At 63.0% G+C, this 15226-nt stretch carries 13 protein-coding genes and 1 pseudogene; 10 read left to right on the top strand and 4 right to left on the bottom strand.

Annotated elements, in window-relative coordinates:
* The first annotated feature begins 90 nt into the window (after positions 1 to 90).
* The gene (locus tag M727_RS0108480; protein WP_027152323.1) at positions 91 to 549 is read left to right on the top strand and encodes a hypothetical protein; all 459 of its coding nucleotides are present in this window, start codon (positions 91 to 93) and stop codon (positions 547 to 549) included.
* Positions 550 to 590: 41 nt separating this feature from the next.
* Here the strand turns inward: M727_RS0108480 and glyS are convergent, their stop codons facing one another.
* Positions 591 to 2951 (bottom strand): glycine--tRNA ligase subunit beta, encoded by a 2361-nt coding sequence (gene glyS, locus M727_RS0108475; protein ID WP_027152322.1) that lies wholly within the window; start codon positions 2949 to 2951, stop codon positions 591 to 593.
* Positions 2952 to 3383: 432 nt separating this feature from the next.
* Entirely contained in the window at positions 3384 to 4436 is a 1053-nt protein-coding gene (locus M727_RS0108470; protein WP_084646678.1) for a glycine--tRNA ligase subunit alpha, read from the bottom strand.
* Positions 4437 to 4607: 171 nt separating this feature from the next.
* Between M727_RS0108470 and M727_RS0108465 the strand changes: the two are divergent.
* Both M727_RS0108465 and M727_RS0108455 read left to right on the top strand, forming a co-directional pair.
* Positions 4608 to 4763: pseudogene (locus tag M727_RS0108465) on the top strand (transposase family protein); the annotation flags it as partial.
* Positions 4764 to 5073: 310 nt separating this feature from the next.
* Entirely contained in the window at positions 5074 to 6900 is a 1827-nt protein-coding gene (locus M727_RS0108455; RefSeq protein WP_198032615.1) for a patatin-like phospholipase family protein, read from the top strand.
* Positions 6901 to 6967: 67 nt separating this feature from the next.
* Here M727_RS0108455 and M727_RS0108450 read toward each other — a convergent pair whose 3' ends face one another.
* Complete coding sequence (locus tag M727_RS0108450) at positions 6968 to 8743, bottom strand: tetratricopeptide repeat protein (protein WP_027152318.1); 1776 nt, start codon at positions 8741 to 8743, stop codon at positions 6968 to 6970.
* Between the two features lie 298 nt (positions 8744 to 9041).
* Between M727_RS0108450 and M727_RS0108445 the strand changes: the two genes are divergently transcribed.
* Positions 9042 to 10175 (top strand): helix-turn-helix transcriptional regulator, encoded by a 1134-nt coding sequence (locus M727_RS0108445; protein ID WP_245268506.1) that lies wholly within the window; start codon positions 9042 to 9044, stop codon positions 10173 to 10175.
* 152 nt (positions 10176 to 10327) lie between these two features.
* Here M727_RS0108445 and M727_RS0108440 read toward each other — a convergent pair whose 3' ends face one another.
* Positions 10328 to 11344, bottom strand: coding sequence for a polyprenyl synthetase family protein (locus M727_RS0108440; RefSeq protein ID WP_027152316.1), 1017 nt, complete (start codon positions 11342 to 11344; stop codon positions 10328 to 10330).
* A 162-nt stretch (positions 11345 to 11506) separates the two neighbouring features.
* Here M727_RS0108440 and M727_RS0108435 point away from each other — a divergent pair, with 162 nt between their 5' ends.
* The 6 genes from M727_RS0108435 (at position 11507) to moaB (ending at position 15221) form a co-directional block, all read left to right on the top strand.
* Positions 11507 to 11731: a DUF2007 domain-containing protein gene (locus M727_RS0108435; protein WP_027152315.1), complete on the top strand. Its 225-nt coding sequence runs from the start codon at positions 11507 to 11509 to the stop codon at positions 11729 to 11731.
* A complete protein-coding gene (locus M727_RS0108430) occupies positions 11731 to 12531 on the top strand; it encodes a methyltransferase (RefSeq protein ID WP_027152314.1) in 801 nt (266 codons plus the stop codon). Before M727_RS0108435 ends, M727_RS0108430 begins: the two co-directional genes overlap by 1 nt.
* A gap of 84 nt (positions 12532 to 12615) precedes the next feature.
* Positions 12616 to 13482: a S49 family peptidase gene (locus tag M727_RS0108425; RefSeq protein ID WP_027152313.1), complete on the top strand. Its 867-nt coding sequence runs from the start codon at positions 12616 to 12618 to the stop codon at positions 13480 to 13482.
* Positions 13483 to 13563: 81 nt separating this feature from the next.
* Positions 13564 to 13749, top strand: a complete 186-nt coding sequence (locus M727_RS0108420) for a membrane protein (protein WP_027152312.1) — start codon at positions 13564 to 13566, stop codon at positions 13747 to 13749.
* 52 nt (positions 13750 to 13801) lie between these two features.
* Complete coding sequence (locus M727_RS0108415) at positions 13802 to 14677, top strand: 4-(cytidine 5'-diphospho)-2-C-methyl-D-erythritol kinase (protein WP_245268505.1); 876 nt, start codon at positions 13802 to 13804, stop codon at positions 14675 to 14677.
* Positions 14664 to 15221 (top strand): molybdenum cofactor biosynthesis protein B, encoded by a 558-nt coding sequence (gene moaB, locus M727_RS0108410; RefSeq protein ID WP_027152310.1) that lies wholly within the window; start codon positions 14664 to 14666, stop codon positions 15219 to 15221. Before M727_RS0108415 ends, moaB begins: the two co-directional genes overlap by 14 nt.
* Positions 15222 to 15226 lie beyond the last annotated feature (5 nt).

Here is a 15226-nt window from a genome sequence, read left to right as displayed (position 1 = left end):
TTGCCAATCGCTAAAATGCTGGCTTTCCTGGCAAGCCCGCATCAATTCCCGGACGATATGGTGCCAGCTTGTTGGGCAAGGGGAACTATCATGGTCTGGGTGCGTATCCTGGGGGCGCTTGGCCTCACTCTGGCGGCGGGCACAGCACAGGCTTCGTCCTTCGTTGTTCCCGGTGCACCACCCTCGACGCCGTCCATCATCAGGCTCGACGCGCCTGAACCGGTGAAGGGCGCTGGGAGTTCCTCGACGCCATCGATCGTGGCGCTCGGCGAGCCAGTCCCCGATGTCACCTATGAAAAAGTTTCTGCGATCCCGAGCCAGCCCGAGCCCAAGCATGATTTCACGCAAAGCCCGATGATCATTCGCGGCGGCATCGTCGGCGACGCCTTTGCAACACCGGCGCCCAGCGCCGCACCTGCCGCGACAACCGCTGCCGCAGCGCCCGGGGCGGCTACAAAATCCGACAAAAAAACAACGGCAACGAACAGCCCGCCTGAGCCCGCAGCGCCGCAACCAACGCCCATCCCCGAGATCGACCAGGCCAGATAGCCGTTCGCGGCCAGGACGACGCTCGCCTAATTTGCCAAGCCTCAGCCGGCGATTTTCGAGAAATCCGCAACCTGGCCGGTCGCTGCCCGGATGCGCGCCAGCAACGCCAGGCGGTTGGCGCGCACGGCCTGGTCCTCATCATTCACAAGAACGCGTTCGAAGAATGAATCAACCGGTTCACGCAACGCGCTAAGCGCCAGCATGGCGGCGGAAAAGTCTTCGTTGTGAATCCCTTGGCCGGCTTCCTTCTCGGCCTGATTCACCGCGGCAAACAGCGATTTCTCGCCATCTTCGCGGAATAGAGCCGGCTCAACATTTTCGGCGATCGTCGTTTTCTTCTTCTCTTCGGCGGCCAGAATGTTGGCCGCGCGCTTGGTGCCGGCTAGCAGGTTCTTGCCGTCCTCGGTGTCGAGGAAAGAGCCCAGGGCTTTGACACGACGGACGATTTGCAGGAGATCGTCGGACCGCGGCGTGATGACCGCATCGATCAGATCATGCCGCGCGCCCTGGTCGCGCAGATAAACTTTCAGGCGATCGTGGAAGAAAGCGAGGAGGTCGGAGCGGTAGATTTGCTCGGCCTTCCCTTCCAGCGTTGTAACGGTATTCTTGTCGAGATAGTTCGCCCACTCATAGGCGCTGCCGAAGATCGGTGTAAGTGCCAGTCGGATCCTGTTCTCGACCAGAATCCTCACCACCCCCAGCGCCGCGCGGCGGAGAGCATAGGGGTCCTTCGACCCGGTCGGCTTTTCGTCAATCGCCCAAAAGCCGACCAGCATGTCGAGCTTGTCGGCGAGCGCTACGGCCACCGATACCGGATCGGTCGGCACGCGGTCGGACGGGCCCTGCGGCTTATAGTGCTCCTCGATGGCGGCGGCGACCGAGGGATGCTCGCCCTGCAGCAGCGCGTATTTGCGGCCCATGGCGCCCTGCAATTCCGGGAACTCGCCGACCACCTCGGTGGTGAGATCGGCCTTGGCCAGGACGGCGGCGCGGCGTGCAAGCGCGGTAATCTCCCCCCTTGAGGGGGAGATGTCGCCGAAGGCGACAGAGGGGGTCGGCGCGTCCTGGCGCGACGCCCTATTATGGACAGAGGATGCCGGCGCTTCACGCGCAACGACCCCCTCTGGCCTGCCCTCCTTGCCACCACTTGGCATCTCCTCCTCAAGGGGGGAGATTCCGCTCGCCATTATCGGCGCCAATTCTTCAGCCAGTTGGGCAATCCGCTCCACCCGCTCACCCTGCGTGCCGAGCTTGGCGTGGAAGGTGACGCCGAGATGGTCGAGGCGGGCCATGCGCTGGTCGAGCGGCTTTTTGAGATCGAGCCCGAACTTTTCCGCCGATGCCTGCAACTGGTCGAGGTCGGGCAAATCGCCCTGGTCGGTCTTCCAGAAATAGAGCGCGTCGGAAAGGCGGGCGCGTACCACCTTGCCGTTGCCGTGGGCGATCTCCTTGCCGCCGTCACTGGCCTCGATATTGGCGGTCAAGATGAAGCGATTGGAAAGCTCCTCACCGACGGCGTGCGGCCGCGTGACAAAACACTTCTGGTTGGCGCGGATGGTCAGCCGGATCACCTCGGCCGGAATGGCGAGAAAGTCCTGCTCGAATTCGCCCATCAGCACGACCGGCCATTCGACTAGGCCTGACACTTCCTCAAGCAGCCCCTCGTCCTCGACAAGGTTGAGCCCGTTGGCGAAAGCGAGATTCCTGGCGTCGGAAAGGATGATCTGCTTGCGCCGGTCGGCGTCGAGCACGACCTTGGCCGCCTCCAGCTTGGCGACATAGTCGTCGAAGCGGCGCACGCTGATGGCGCCCGGCGCATGAAAACGATGGCCGTAGGTGATGTTGCCCGAGCGGATGCCGTCGATCTCGAAATCGACGACCACCGGCTCCTCGGTCTCCGGGCCGAAGGTGCAGAGGATGGACTGCAGCGGCCGCACCCAGCGCAACGATCCCGGTTTCGCCGAGGCCGGCCCCCAGCGCATCGATTTCGGCCATGGAAAGTCGCGGATGATGCCCGGCACCAGTTCAGCGATTATCGTCTCGGCCGCCCGGCCCGGCTTGGAGATATGGGCGACATAGAAGTCACCCTTCTTCGGATCGGCGTGGACATGCGCCTCGGCGATCGAGGAAAGACCGGCCTTGCGCAGAAAACCCTGGACCGCCTGTTCGGGGGCTTTGGTCGAGGGTCCCTTGATCTCCTCGCTTATGTCCTTCGAGCGCGCGGTCACGCCGCGAATGTCGAGCGCCAGCCGGCGCGGCGTCCAATATTCGCGCGCCGCCTCATAGGTCAGCCCGGCCTCGACCAAACCGTCCGTCATCATCTTCTTCAGGTCGCCCGCCGCCTTGCGCTGCATGCGCGCGGGAATCTCTTCCGAACGAAGTTCTAAAAGCAGGTCGGGCATAAATTGTGCTCACGCGGCGAAATGGTCCAGGCGGCATAGCAACTCGGCTGGTCCCATGCAATCGGCGCATCCACGGACGATTGCCAAAAATATGCCGCTGCCTGTCGGACCAGAGCGGGACCATCCGTCCTTGGGTCAAAGATCTCCATGAACCGAACTCAGCGCTGAAGCGACCAACGCTCAGGCAGAGAACTATTGGCTGAACGACTATGAAGACGGCATCGACATTCCTGCAGATCCTCGCGCTCAGCGCCTGTTTTGCGGCGCAGGCTCATGGCACGTTCACGATGCCTGGCGTTAGACAAGCGCTGCGGACAATGGCTGGTTCCAGCGGTCAAGGCGTATTGCCAATCAGCGCTTCAGTCGAAATCGCAAACAGCCTCTGGAGCTAGAGCATCGGACCCGGCGGCACGTTCGACTTGAAAGTCGCCGCTAAGCCGCCAGTCCACCTGCCTGCGTCAGCAAAAACGCCTCGCCGCAGGCTTTCGCCAGATTGCGCACCCGCAAGATGTAGCTCTGCCGCTCGGTGACCGAAATCACGCCGCGCGCGTCGAGCAGGTTGAAGACGTGGCTGGCCTTGATGCACTGGTCGTAGGCGGGAAATACCAGACGGTGGTTCCCCTCCCCCTTGAGAAGGTGGCCGGACGAAGTCTGGCCGGGAGGAGTCGCTGGGGCCTTACTTGCGGTGCCTTCTGTGGCAACCCCCTCTGCCCGCTTCGCGGGCATCTCCCCCTCGAGGGGGGAGAAGGGCGCGCCGGCATCGAGCAGCGCCTTGCACTCGGCTTCGGCGTCCTCGAAGTGCCGAAGCAGCATCGCGGTGTTGGCGAATTCGAAATTGTGCCGCGAATACTCCTGTTCGGCCTGCAGGAAGACCTCGCCATAGGTCACCTTATCGGCGCCGTCGCGGCCGTTGAAGTTGAGGTCGTAGACATTGTCGACGCCCTGCACATACATGGCCAGCCGCTCCAGCCCGTAGGTGAGCTCGCCCGCCACCGGCGCGCATTCGATGCCACAGACCTGCTGGAAATAGGTGAACTGCGACACTTCCATGCCGTCGCACCAGCACTCCCAGCCCAGCCCCCAGGCGCCGAGCGTCGGGCTTTCCCAGTCGTCCTCGACGAAGCGGATGTCATGCAGAAGCGGATCGACGCCGATGGCCGCCAGCGAGCCAAGATACAGTTCCTGTAGATTAGGCGGGTTCGGCTTCAGGATCACCTGGTACTGGTAATAGTGCTGCAGCCGGTTCGGGTTCTCGCCGTAGCGCCCGTCCTTGGGCCGGCGCGAAGGCTGCACATAGGCCGCGTTCCAGCGCTTTGGCCCCAGCGCGCGCAGCGTCGTCGCCGGGTGGAACGTGCCGGCGCCGACTTCCATGTCATAGGGCTGGAGAACGACGCAGCCATAGTCCGCCCAGTAGTTATGCAAAGTCAGGATCAGCCCCTGGAACGAGCGGCTGGGATGCATATGGGCTGGGATATCAACTGTCACGGCGGCCTCGACGGGAAAGGCGGGGATGCGGCCCTCCCTAGAGCGCCCGCCGGCAAGCGTCAAGGCAAGGGGCCGGCCGCAGCCAGGGCAATCGGGTGAGTTAACGCATGACATACGGCGCAAGTGCTGAATCTGTGGGTCCCCAATTGATTCGGTTGGGAGATTCGGGGAATGGCTGCGGCGGACGAGGCGATACTAGAGGGCGTTGTTTTTCTGGATCGTTTTGCTGATTTGCCGGATCCACGGCAATGTCGCAAGGTCATTTATCCGCTGGACGAAATCCTGCTGCTCTCCTTGCTTGCGGTTGTGGCCGGGGCCGAAACCTTCACGGCAAACCTGGGCTGGGCTCTTCATTGATCTGGACGCACGACGCATTCGGACCCCCGGATGAGGCTGGAAACGGCGAGCATCTGCCTTTGGTCAGTGATTTCATGAGCTTCAATGAAATCGTCGACACGCCGAAACGGCAGGGACGTGGCGGCCTGATCGTGGCCCTTCCTGAGAGCCAGAGATGAGAGCGCCCAGCGGTCAGTCCCGCGCCTCAGCCGTTCGGCGGCTCTCATGTGTGGTATCATTCGGCAGGGCGTCCAGCACCCTCGAGGAGACATAAGTCATGGAATCCCAAGGGATGGCTCAGATGTCCTCCGTCGATTCTCTTGCAGCGAGTTTATTGTCGGCGACATTGATGTTCGATCGGGCGTCATTGCTGGCGCTCGAGGCTTTAGCTGCCGAATCCGACCGTCGGGTGCTGAGACGCGGTGAGGTTCTGGTTCGCGAAGGCGATGCGTCGGACAGGTTTTTCATCGTGCTGTCTGGACGCTTTACGGTATACAAAGGAGATTCGACTGGCTCGGTCGCCGAGATCGCACAGGGTGAACTCATCGGTGAAATCGGTTTCTTCGCGGGACTACCCCGCACGGCCACTGTCCTTGCAGCGCGCGATTCGATCGTCCTAGAAATCGGTCGCAATCATTTCGAGAAGGCGGCCGAGACTTTGCCGAGCCTGAGAGAGGCGGTCACGGTATTTCTGGCGCGCCGGTTTGCCACCCAATCTCCCAGTTCGTCGCGTCTCAAGGAACCTGCCAAGATCCGAACGCTTGCGATCATTGCAGCCGGCGGAAGTCGCATCTCACCGGTGTTCATCCAGCACCTGCGGCAAGCGTTCGGCGCGGCCACGCGCGCTCGGTTCGTTTCCCGGCTTGACATCCAAGCGAAGTTCCCAGGTCATCCGATCGACGACCAGCCGATCCTTAACTGGTTGAACGAACTGGAGGCGGAAGCCCAATTCATCGTCTATGTTGCCGATGAGGAACCTAATGAATGGACCCAAGTCTGCATTCGCCAGGCCGATACCGTCCTGTTGCTGGCCAACGCGTCCTGCTCGCCTCGCCTGAACCCGTCTGAGGAGCTGACGCTATCGGTCCATCCGCCATCGACCAGTCGGCTTGTCCTAATTCACGACACTCGCTCGGCTGCGGTCTCCGGCACCTCTGCATGGCTCGATGAGCGACCCTATGTTGACCAGCATCATCATGTAGCGCTGGACGACGGGTCCGATTTCCAGCGCCTGGTCCGATTTATTTCGGGCAAGGCACTGGGCTTCGTGGCGGCAGGGGGTGGGTCCCTCGGCAGCGCTCATTTAGGCGTCTACAAGGCTTTCGTTGAGGCGGGCGCTTGCTTCGACTATCTCGGCGGGACAAGTTCCGGCGCGGCGATGATGGCCGGCTTCGCTAGAGGCTTGGATGCCGACCAGATCGACCGAGGCACCCACAGCATATTTATCAAGAGCCGGGCGTTTCGCCGTCCCACCTTGCCGCATTTCGCGCTTCTGGATCACAAAGCGTTTGATCGGGCCCTTCGGCTGGAATACGGCGACGTTCTGATCGAGGATCTTTGGCTTCCGTTCTTTGCGCTTTCGACCAATCTGAGCAGCCGTCAGCCCCATGTCCACCGTCGTGGAAAGCTCTGGCACGCCGTTCGGGCGTCCGGCTCCATCCCGGGCGTCCTGCCGCCGTTCTTTACGGATGACGGCGATATGCTGGTGGACGGCGCTATCATGAACAATTTGCCGCTGGAGCAGATGAAGGAGCTCAAGACCGGACCCAATGTCATCGTTACCTTCGGGTCGAGTGCACCGCAGAAATACGACATAGACTATGACCGTATCCCCGGAGCTTCCGAACTGGCATTGGCCTTGCTGAACCCTTTCGGTCGTGCCCGCTTGCCTCGGGTTCCCAGCATGCTTCAGGTCATTGCCTCGAGCATGCTGGCACACCGGCCGCAGGACATTGCCGTCGGCGAAGAGGATATCCTGATCTGTCCGGAGGTTTCCAACACGATCAGCTTCATGGATTGGAGTCGGCATTCCGAGTTGTTTTCGGATGCCTACGACCGTACGACCCGATGGATCGAGGAACAGAACGACTCAGGGCTCCGAGCGGTGCTCGGCACCGCGCACGATTAGCATGGCTTATAGTCCAGACCCTAAGCGACAGCGGCGACGAGCCCCGCATAATCGAATTCAGAAGTATTCAGCCCTTTGGCGCAGTCATCGGTTCGGGCTTGACCTTCGGGGTTTCCTGCGCCGTGTTGGATTCGATCGGCGGCAGGCCCTTCAGCAGTTTCTGCTGCAAGGCGGCGAGCACGCCGGGATCCGGCTTGAGGTCGCGAGCCTGGTTCCACTGGAAGGTGGCTTCCAATTTGCGGCCGACGCGCCAATAGGCATCGCCAAGGTGATCGTTGAGCACCGGATCTTCCGGCTTCAACGAAACGGCACGTTCCAATTCGCGCACCGCATCGTCGAACCGGCCAAGGCGGAAATAGGCCCAGCCCAGCGAATCGACGATGTAGCCGTCGCTCGGCCTGAGCTCGACGGCCTTCTGGATCATCTGAAGGCCTTCCTCGAGGTTGGTGTTCATGTCCACCCAGGAATAGCCAAGATAGTTCAGAACCTGCGGCTGGTCGGGGAACAATTCCAGCGCCTTGCGGAAATTCGGCTCGGCCTTCGGCCACTCCTTCAGTCGCTCATAGGCGATGCCGCGCTGGTAGAAAATGTTCCAGTCGGCGCGGGTCGGGGCCTTCAGCATCGCCACCGCCTTGTCATAGAGACCGGCCGCGGAGCGGAAATCCTCCTTCGAGGCATAGACGCCACCGAGCGCCTGATAGGCGCGCATGTCGTCGGGGCGCGCTTCGACGAGGGCCTTGAGATGGGCGATGGCCTCGTCATAGCGGTCGAGATCTGCAAGGTTGAGGCCGAGCTGCAGTTCCGACAGCGTCTTCAGCGGCGAACTGGCCGGGATGCGGCGATAGAAGGCGATGGCGCCCTCGCCGTCCTTCAACTGCTCGGAGACGGCGGCGAGCTGGACGAGGGCCGCGTCGCTGTCGGGCCTCAGTGCCAGGGCATATTGCAGATAGAGGCGGACGAACGGCTCACCGCCGCCGCGATTGAGCGCGGTGGCGAGATCGAGCAGGATTTCCGAGGCGCCGTCGGACGGGCCGGCAACGAAGGGTTCGATCTTCTCGCCCTTGGTGATCCTGCCGCGAAGCGCCGATATCTCGACCTTGCCGGGTGCAAATGCCTCGGCCTGATCGAGCACGGACAGGGCCTTGTCCTTGTCGCCCTTGCGGGCAAGGAAGGAGGCATAGGCCTGCGCGTTGCGCATCCAGGTTTCGGGCGCAGCGGCGCCGGTCGCGGTGTCCTGCAAGGTGGCGGCGTAGATCGCATCCGCCTTTTCGGGCAGGCCCGAGGCATCGGCGACAAGCGCGCGATGGAAGGATTTGAACAGGCCGAACCAGTCCGGGCCCTGCAGCTTTTCGATGGAGGCCATGGCCTCGCCGGGGTCGCCGGCGCCCTGCTTGGCCCAGCCGGTCATGACGCCGGAGATCAGCCGGTCGAGATCGGATTCGAGCGAAAGCTTGAGCCAATATTCGGCTTTGGAAAAGTCCTTCTTGTGAAAGGAACCGACGGCCAGCGCTAGGCGCGAGAACCGCTCGACGTCGGGAACCGTTTTGAGCTTGTCGGCATAGACCAGGGATTCTTCGAAGCGCCCCTCCGCGATCAGCGACAGCATCAGGCTTTGCTGCAACGAGGTGTCACCGGGAGCGAAGGCGAGCGCCTGCTTGTAGTAGGCGATGGCGCTGTCGAGATCATTGTCGCCTTCGGCGACCCGTGCGGCAAGATAGGCCCCCGAGAACGACGTGATATTGACCGGCTCGGTGGTCTCTTTGGCCAGGGCGGGCAGACCGGAGACCGCCATGCCCGTCACAATTGCCAGCCCTGTCAGCCAGCGCGCACATCCTTGCCGCATCGTATCCCTTTCAGTCGAAGCCATGCCCGCCTCAGCGGGATCGCCGTTGACTCGATCTTTTCCAAGCAAAGCATGGCCTTTTTGGGGTGAGGCTTCAACCCGGCCCGAATTCACAATCGGGTAATGCTATCAAAAACAACGCGGAAAGGCGCCAAATTGCGACCGTCGACCGCGCTTTGCCGGCCTGACGCGCTGCCGGCCTGTCCTGCTGCAGCATCGGCGCCGCGATGCCGTAAGCGATCCGTAAGCGGCGGGCATCGATAGTTTCCGCAACGGAATGACGCGTGGAACCGTGCAGATGGATGCCGTTGCTTCGCCCAGGAAGATGCCGATGCTGGAAATGCCGCAGGGCCAGCAGGCCTTCGCCATTGTCGATCGAATCTACGAAGCGTCGTTCGCGGCCGAGCTGTGGCCGGAGGTATTGGCGGCGGCAAGCGCGATCTCCCGCTCGGCAAACGGCGCGATCTTTGTAGTCAGCGATCATTCGCCGGTCCGCGCCATCACCGAAACGCATCTCCAGCCCTTGCTCGACGAATTCACGAAGGGGGATACTTGGCGGTTTTCCGAGAGCGTGAAGCGCATGTGCGCCGCGCAGCCGGCAAGCTTTGTGCGGGTCGATAATTTCATCACCTGCGAGGAGATCGAGCGCGATCCCGTTCGCAAAAGTACCACCGCGTTTGGCATCGGGCCGCATCTATGCACAGCCATCCCCATGCCTGGCGGCGAGCTTGTCCTTTTTGTCTTCCAGCGCTGGCTGAAGGACGGGAGTTATGACCAGGCCGCAATCGATCTGTTGAACGGACTGCGTCCGCACCTCGCACGGGCCGGCCTCGTCGCCGGGCGCCTGGGTCTGGAACGGGCCAGGACCGCCGTATCCATTCTCCGGGAAATCGGGCTGCCGGCCGCAATCATGAGTGGATCGGGCCGTGTGCTGACGGCCAATCCGCTTTTCGAAGGCATGGCGGACGTCTTCCTTTCCACAGCCTATGGCGGCATGGCGATTGCCGATCAAACTGCAAACGCGCTTTTCCAGCAGGCCATCGCGCAGAACCGGGATAACCGCGTCGTGCGGTCCATCCCGGTTGCGGCCATCAAGGGGCGGCCCGCGCTGGTCGTTCAGCTGTTGCCGCTGCGCCGCGCCGCGCACGATATTTTTTCGGGTGCGGATATTCTGGTTGTCGCAACCACGGTCGGTACCGGCGCCACTGTTCCGTCGCCCAATGTCCTTTCAGGCCTGTTCGACCTGACGCCGGCGGAAGCCCGGCTCGCCGTCGAGCTGGCCTCCGGCCATTCGGTGCAGGAGGCGGCCATGGAAATCGGCATCGCCGTCAAATCGGCCCGCACCTATCTCGAGCGAATCTTCCGGAAAACCGAAACCAGCCGTCAGAGCGAGCTCGTGGCGCTGCTGAAGAGCGCGTGGTCATTTTCATGACCTCGACAGTTTGCCGGGCGCGCTGACCGTCACAGAGCCCTGCCCTGCTGCTAACCATGCTGCTGCGGAACGTGCATGATTTCACCGCCGCAATTCCGGCAAGACCAAAATCACGGGCCGGCGCCGTGCCGGCCAAATGGCGGCGATGTCTCTCAGTTCACCCGGCTGATGCAGAAATCGATGACGTCGAGCAGTGCCGATTTCTGCGGCGTCGCTTCGAGCGGCGCCAGCGCGTCGCGGGCGATCTCGCCGAAATGGCCGGCGCGCCCGATGGTGTCGGCGATAGCGCCGTGGCGGGTCATCAATCCGATTGCCTTTTCCAGCCCGGCGTCATCGGTGACATTGTCCTCGATGGCGCGCTTCCAGAAGCTGCGTTCGGCCTTGGTGCCGCGCCGGTAGGCGAGGATCACCGGCAGCGTCACCTTGCCTTCGCGAAAGTCGTCGCCGACATTCTTGCCCAGATCCGTGCTGGTGCCGCCATAATCCAGCGCATCGTCGATCAGCTGGAAGGCAAGGCCGAGATTCATGCCATAGGAGCGCAGCGCCGCGCGATCGTTTCGCGTCGCCTGGGCGATGACCGGGCCGACCTCGGCGGCGGCCGAGAACAGGGCAGCGGTCTTGGCCTTGATCACCGCGAAATGCTCATCCTCCGTGGTTTCGAGGTTCTTGGCGGCGGCGAGCTGCATCACCTCGCCCTCGGCGATGATCGAGGCGGCGCTGGACAGGATGTCGAGCGCTTCCAGCGAACCGACATCGACCATCATGCGAAACGCCTGGCCAAGCAGGAAATCGCCGACCAGCACGCTCGCCTGGTTGCCCCAGATCATGCGGGCGGTCTTCTTGCCGCGCCGCATGCCGCTCTCGTCGACGACATCGTCGTGGAGGAGCGTGGCGGTGTGCATGAACTCGACTGATGTGGCGAGCTTGACATGGCCCTCGCCGGAATAGCCGAACATCTGGGCTGAGGCGAGCGTCAGCATCGGCCTCAGCCGCTTGCCACCCGAAGAGATCAGGTGGTTGGCAATCTCCGGGATCATCTCGACGTCGGAACCGGCCTTCGACAGGATCAATTTGTTGACGCGCCCCATATCGGCCGAAGTCAGGTCGATGAGATCCTTAATGGAGGCGGCTTCCCGCTTCCCGTTTTCGATGTTGAGAACGACACCCACGACAAACTCCCGTCTTATGTCACGCGCACGACGGCACCCCGATACCGCCGCAGACTCTAGGGCGCTACCCACAGGCACGGCAAGAGGCGATTTGGCGCGGTCGAGGTGGCGACGGAAGCCAGCCACGTTTACATAGACGCTGCAACCTGCGAGTTTCGTCCTATGATAGAGCTTATCCGCACCAACGACGCCGTGATCATCTCCTTTGTCGAATCGCTGATGCGCGATGCCGGCATCGGCTGTTTCGTCGCCGACCAGAACATGAGCGTGCTCGACGGTTCGATCGGCATCTTGCCCAGGCGCATCATGGTCGACGCCGACCAGGCCGATGCGGCGCGGCGCATCCTGACGGATGCCGGCATCGCCAACGAGATGCGCCAGAAGTAATGCCCGCGGTGCGCGTCACCCTTGTCCAGGATACGCCGGCCCATACGGTCGATGCTTTCCATCGCGGGCGGTTCTGGCTGGTGCAGCCGAAACAGGCAGGCCATCGCGCCGGCATGGACGCCATGATGTTGGCGGCTGCGGTGCCGTCCTCCTTCGCCGGGCGCCTTGCCGATTTCGGCGCGGGTGCTGGCGCCGCAGGCCTGGCCGTGCTGTCGCGCTGTCCTGATGCCGAGGCCGTGCTCATCGAACGGTCTCCGGAAATGGCGGCCTTCGCCGCAACGACGCTTGCCCACCCCGGCAATGCGCATCTCAACGACCGCGCCTCGGTGCTCGCCGCCGACGTCGCGCTGTCGGGCCAGGCGCGAACCGCCACTGGGCTTGCCGACAACTCCTTCGATTTCGTCATCATGAACCCGCCCTTCAACGCCGCCGAGGATCGCGCCACGCCCGACCCGCTCAGGAAGGCGGCGCATGTGATGGAGGACGGGCTGTTCGACAGCTGGATCCGAAGCGCGGCTGCTGTGGTCAGGCCGCGCGGCGGTCTTGCCGCGATTGCCAGGCCCGATCAGCTCGGCGCCATCCTCGATGCGATATCAGGCCGCTTCGGCGACGCCGAGATGCTGGCCGTCCACCCCCGCCCCGAGGCAGCGGCGATCCGCATCGTCGTCAGGGCAATCCTCGGCGCACGCGGAAAACTGTCGATCCGCCCGCCGCTGATGCTGCACGCACAATCCGGTGACGGCCCCACGGAGCGGACCGAGATGATCAACAACGGGATGGCTTCGCTGTTCGGCGACTGATCCTTTTGGCCGGCCGGCGTCGCGGCATTGCCGTTGGCCGGCGAATCCCTACATGCCTTCAAGCCAATTTTGACCGGAGACCCCGTGAAACGCTTCCTGAACCGCCTGCTGCCGAAATCCTGGCGCTCCGACATCGTCACCATTCCCGTCATCCGGCTGCACGGCACCATCATGCCCGGCGGCGGCCCGTTCCGGCCGAGCCTGTCGCTGGCATCCACCGCCGGCCCCATCGAGAAGGCGTTTTCCTTCGACGCGCCCGCCGTCGCCATTTCGATCAATTCGCCGGGCGGCTCGCCGGTGCAGTCGCGGCTGATCTTCAGACGCATCCGTGACCTGGCGAGCGAGAAGAACAAAAAGGTCCTGGTCTTCGTCGAGGACGTGGCGGCGTCGGGCGGGTACATGATCGCGGTCGCCGGCGACGAGATCTTTGCCGATCCGTCGTCCATCGTCGGTTCGATCGGCGTTGTGTCGGCCTCGTTCGGCTTTCCCGAGCTGTTGAAGAAGATCGGCGTCGAGCGCCGCGTCCACACGGCCGGCCAGAACAAGGCGGTGCTCGATCCGTTCAAGCCAGAGAAGAAGGAAGATATCGAGCGGCTGAAGGCGCTGCAGCTCGAGGTCCACGAGACCTTCATCGACCTCGTCAAGGACCGGCGCGGGGCCAAGCTCAAGGACGACCCGGACCTGTTCACCGGCCTGTTCTGGACCGGCAAGAAGGGACTGGAACTCGGCCTTGTCGATGCGCTCGGCGATATGCGCAGCGTGCTGAGGGCCCGTTTCGGGCCAAAAACCCAGCTCAAGCTGATCACGGCGCCGCGCGGCCTGTTCGGCCGCTTCGGCTGGTTCGGCTCAAGCAGAGGCGGCTTTTCGGCGCCCGAGATCGCCGCTGCTGCCGCAAGCGGCGTGATCGATGCGGCGGAAGAGCGCGCGCTGTGGGCGCGCTTCGGGCTTTGAAAAACCGGCGAAAGCGTTTAACTTGAAAGCTTGACCGGCCCGACCGGCGCCGCAGTCGGCCTTGCGAGGGAGGAGTTTGACATGCCACAAATCATTTTCTTTATCGCAGTCGGCCTGCTCGCCTATTTCGGCTATCGCTCCTTCGTCAGGGAAGCCGAGCGCGTGACGGCCAAGATACGGCGCACCGAAAAGCAGGCTAGCAACGGCACAATGGGCACGCTGGTCAGGGACCCGAAGACCGGCGAATACCGCCTGGCCAAGGACTGACATCATCCCCCTCGTGACTGAGACAGTGGCTTCCGGCAATAGGGTCCGGGCATTGCATGCGCATGCCAAGTTAAATCTCGCGCTGCACGTCACCGGCAGGCGCGCTGACGGCTATCACACGATCGAGAGCCTGGCGGTGTTCACACGTTTCGGCGACCGGGTTGACATCGAGCTCGCCGACAGCGACGGGTTTTTCGTGTCGGGCCGATATGCCTCCGCAGTCCCGCTCGAAGGCAGCAATCTGGTCGTTAAAGCGCGCGATGCGCTGCGAAAGCAGGCTGGTCCGCGGCATACGCCGCCGGTCGCAATCAAGCTCGAAAAGAACCTGCCGATCGCATCCGGGGTCGGCGGCGGGTCGAGCGACGCCGCAACGGCGCTGCGCGGGCTGGTTGAGATATGGAGGCTGGACCTCGACGATGCCGACCTGGCGCGGCTCGGCCTCTCGCTGGGCGCCGACCTTCCCATGTGCCTTATGGCAAAACCGCTGATCGCGCGCGGCGTCGGTGACGAACTGTCGGCCGTGCCGGGCTTTCCCGCACTTGGGCTGGTTCTCGTCAATCCCGGCACTGCCATCTCCACGGCCGAGGTGTTCAATGCGCTTCCCCATCGCGACAATGAGGGACTGCCGCCGCTGCCGCGCAGCCTCGACTTCCACAGCATCCGCAATTGGCTGGAGATCACGCGCAACGATCTCGAGCCTGCGGCACGGGCGATCCAACCGGTTATCGGCAAGGCGCTTTCGGTGCTCAACAAGGCCGGAGCGGGGTTCGCGCGAATGTCGGGTTCCGGTGCAACCTGCTTCGGGCTGTTCGAGACCGGCAATGTTGCCAAGCGCGCCGCCGTCGATATCCGCAGCCGCCATCCCGACTGGTTCGTCGCCGCGACGCGAAGCATGACATCGGAGCCTGACGCATATGGCCAGGATTGACGAAAGCCGTTCCTTCATTCCCGTGCGCATCGCGGTGCTGACCGTTTCCGATACGCGCAGCCCTGCCGACGACAAATCCGGCCAGGTGCTGGCCGACCGCATCGTCGAGGCCGGCCATATTCTCGCCGGCCGCGACATCGTCACCGACGACCGCGAGAAAATCCGCGACAAGGTTCAGAACTGGTCGAAGGACGAAGCGATCGATGTCGTCATCACCACCGGCGGCACCGGCTTTACCGGCCGCGACGTAACGCCGGAGGCGCTGGAGCCGATCTTCGAAAAGCGCATGGACGGCTTTTCCGAAGTGTTCCACCGCATTTCCTACGACAAGATCGGCACTTCGACGATCCAGAGCCGGGCGACCGGCGGCGTCGTCAACGCGACCTTCGTCTTCGTGCTGCCGGGTTCGCCCGGCGCCTGCAAGGACGCCTGGGACGGCATTTTGAAGCCGCAGCTCGACTACCGGCACATGCCCTGCAACTTCGTCGAGATCATGCCGCGCCTGGACGAGCATCTGCGGCGCGGCGGCACCAAGACAAGTTAGCAAGA

Source organism: Mesorhizobium sp. WSM2561, assembly GCF_000513915.1.
Taxonomy (GTDB): domain Bacteria; phylum Pseudomonadota; class Alphaproteobacteria; order Rhizobiales; family Rhizobiaceae; genus Mesorhizobium; species Mesorhizobium muleiense.
This window is presented reverse-complemented; position numbering and strand designations above follow the sequence as displayed.